This is a genomic window from Citrobacter sp. wls827, from assembly GCF_005280875.1.
Taxonomy (GTDB): Bacteria; Pseudomonadota; Gammaproteobacteria; order Enterobacterales; family Enterobacteriaceae; genus Citrobacter; species Citrobacter youngae.
Genome location: NZ_SZWR01000017.1, coordinates 137,007 through 139,377 on the forward strand (window position 1 = coordinate 137,007; position 2,371 = coordinate 139,377).

The 2,371-nt window shown below is 50.9% G+C and carries 2 protein-coding genes; one reads left to right on the plus strand and one right to left on the minus strand.

Annotated features, from left to right (window positions below):
* On the minus strand, window positions 1-1,355 hold a 1,355-nt coding region (locus FDX03_RS11185; protein WP_137346027.1), incomplete at its 3' end, for an MFS transporter.
* A gap of 175 nt (window positions 1,356-1,530) precedes the next feature.
* On the opposite strand from FDX03_RS11185, the gene kdgR reads away from it, so the two are divergent.
* On the plus strand, window positions 1,531-2,322 hold the full coding sequence (gene kdgR / locus FDX03_RS11190; protein WP_005120190.1) for a DNA-binding transcriptional regulator KdgR: 792 nt from the start codon (window positions 1,531-1,533) through the stop codon (window positions 2,320-2,322).
* The last annotated feature ends 49 nt before the right edge of the window (window positions 2,323-2,371 follow it).

Below are 2,371 nucleotides of genomic sequence, written 5' to 3' on the forward strand. Positions count from 1 at the left end.
TGCGTGATACGCAGGCCGCTCACTATGGCAGCAACCGTTGCCAGTACACCCGCAGTTATCAGAGATATATGTGTTCCGTTATCGCCAAACTGATTGAGCATCAATGCCACCAGCGCTGCGCCGGTACTTTGCCCTAACAGGCGCGCCGTTCCCAGCATACCGCTCGCCCCGCCGCTGCGCTCACGCGGCGCAGAGGTGATAATGGTGTGGTTATTCGGTGACTGGAATAGACCAAAGCCTGCGCCGCACAATATCATCGGCCAGATGATATTATAATCGGAGGGCGAAGCGGGCAGCAGCACCAGCGAAAACAACCCGCTTGCCATCACGGCCATACCCAGCGCACCCAATAATCCCGCGTGGACGCGTTCGATAAGATACCCGGCCAGTGGCGCCATCACCATGGTTGCCAGCGGCCATGGGGTCAATAGCAGGCCCGTTTCTACTTCGTTACGACCGAGCACCGTTTGTAGAAAGAAGGGCAGGGAAACCATCGCCAGCATTTGTGCGCTAAATGAACAGATTGACGTGCAAATCGAGAGTGAAAACAGCGGAATGCGCAGCAGGTCAACCGGTAATAATGGTACCGGTAGCGCGAGCTGACGGCGGATAAAGAAGAAACCGACCACGATGAGCCCTACGAGCTCAGCACCAATTAACTTAAGCGATTGTCCTTGTGCAAAACCGCTAAGTGCGGTGATTAGCAAGCCAAACGTTAGCGCATTCATCACCGCGCTGGGCAGATCAAAACGTGGCTTATTGCTACGCGGTGTATTAGGTGGCAGGAAGCGCATGGCCAGCAGTAACGCGATAATACCCAGTGGCACGTTAATCAGAAACAACCATTTCCACGAGGCAATTGACAGGATCGCTGCCGCAATCGTCGGGCCTGCTGCTGAGGAAACCGCCACGATAAAGGAGTTGATTCCCATGCCTCGTCCAAGCTGACGCTGCGGATAAATCAGGCGAATGAGTGCTGTATTCACGCTCATCAATGCCGCTCCGCCGAAACCCTGAGCCACACGCGCCAGTGTTAGCATGTGCAGCGAATCGGAGAGGGCACAGAAAAGTGATGCGAGTAGAAATACCACCAGTCCGCACTTGTATATGCGTCGGTAGCCAAACATATCACCCAGAAATGAGAGAGACAGGAGTGATACGACAATCGCAATTTGGTAGGCGTTAACGACCCAGATTGAACTGGCCGCGGAGGCCTGAAGATCGGTGGCAATCGTCGGCAGGGCAACGTTAGCAATTGCGCCGTCCAGTACTGCCATAGAGATGCCAATAACAATGGTTAAAATTGCACCGTATCGCTGGGGCAATGGCAGGCCATCGGCCTGAATTTTTTCCATAGGAAGTCAATTTTGTCGGAAATTATGATGAGAATAATAATTTTAGCATTGATATTCAGGCGTTAGGTCGCAGATTTGTAACTAAGTGAGCAAAGACAGATTGCGACGGCAGGTACGTGAAATTATAATAAAAACCGGTTCTGATTTTTATAAAACACTCGCAATGAGGTGGTAAATGGCTATCGCAGATCTGGATAAACAACCCGATTCTGTATCTTCCGTGCTGAAGGTTTTTGGCATCCTGCAGGCGCTGGGTGAAGAGCGCGAAATTGGTATTACCGAATTGTCACAACGCGTCATGATGTCAAAAAGCACCGTTTATCGCTTTTTGCAGACCATGAAAACGCTGGGTTATGTGGCACAAGAAGGCGAGTCTGAGAAGTATTCCCTGACCCTGAAATTATTTGAACTGGGTGCGCGTGCATTACAGAACGTTGATCTGATCCGTAGCGCTGACATCCAGATGCGCGAACTTTCACGTCTGACCAAGGAAACAGTACACCTCGGTGCGCTGGATGAAGACAGCATTGTCTACATCCATAAAATCGACTCGATGTACAATTTGCGCATGTATTCCCGCGTGGGTCGTCGTAATCCGCTGTACAGCACCGCCATTGGTAAAGTGCTGCTGGCATGGCGCGACCGCGATGAAGTGAAGCAAATTCTGGATGGTATTGAGTACAAACGCAGTACAGATCGGACAATCACTAACACTGATGAATTGCTGGTATTACTCGATAAAGTCCGTGAGCAGGGCTATGGCGAAGACAACGAAGAGCAGGAAGAAGGACTGCGCTGTATCGGGGTACCGGTGTTTGATCGTTTCGGCGTGGTCATTGCGGGTCTGAGCATCTCATTCCCGACGCTGCGTTTTTCTGAAGAACGTTTGCACGAATATGTCGAAATGCTGCACACTGCAGCGCGTAAGATTTCAGAGCAAATGGGTTATAACGATTACCCGTTCTAATTTTGACGTGTTGCGATACACAGAAAACCCGATACGGCGTATCGGGTTT

Coding starts and splice junctions, on each gene's coding strand:
- kdgR (WP_005120190.1), top strand. CDS start 1,531: ATGGCTATCGCAGATCTGGATAAACAACCCGATTCTGTATCTTCCGTG.